The 224-nt window shown below is 49.6% G+C and carries 2 tRNA genes; both read right to left on the reverse strand.

Annotated elements, in window-relative coordinates:
- Positions 1-33: 33 nt before the first annotated feature.
- A tRNA-Ala gene (locus IHV09_RS22250) sits at positions 34-109 on the reverse strand.
- A 27-nt stretch (positions 110-136) separates the two neighbouring features.
- Positions 137-213: transfer RNA gene (locus IHV09_RS22255), tRNA-Ile, on the reverse strand.
- Positions 214-224 lie beyond the last annotated feature (11 nt).

The following is a 224-nucleotide window of genomic DNA, read 5'->3' on the forward strand; positions in this document are numbered from 1 at the left end:
CAATTTAAAAATGCATCATCGTAAGATGTGCAATGGTGGAGCTTAGCGGGATCGAACCGCTGACCTCCTGCGTGCAAGGCAGGCGCTCTCCCAGCTGAGCTAAAGCCCCATAATGGGAATAAAGTTTTTATAAAAATGGTGGGCCTAAATGGACTCGAACCATCGACCTCACGCTTATCAGGCGTGCGCTCTAACCAGCTGAGCTATAGGCCCCTAAAGGAAGT

Source organism: Fictibacillus sp. 23RED33 (genome assembly GCF_015903925.1).
GTDB classification, from domain to species: Bacteria; Bacillota; Bacilli; order Bacillales; family Fictibacillaceae; genus Fictibacillus; species Fictibacillus phosphorivorans.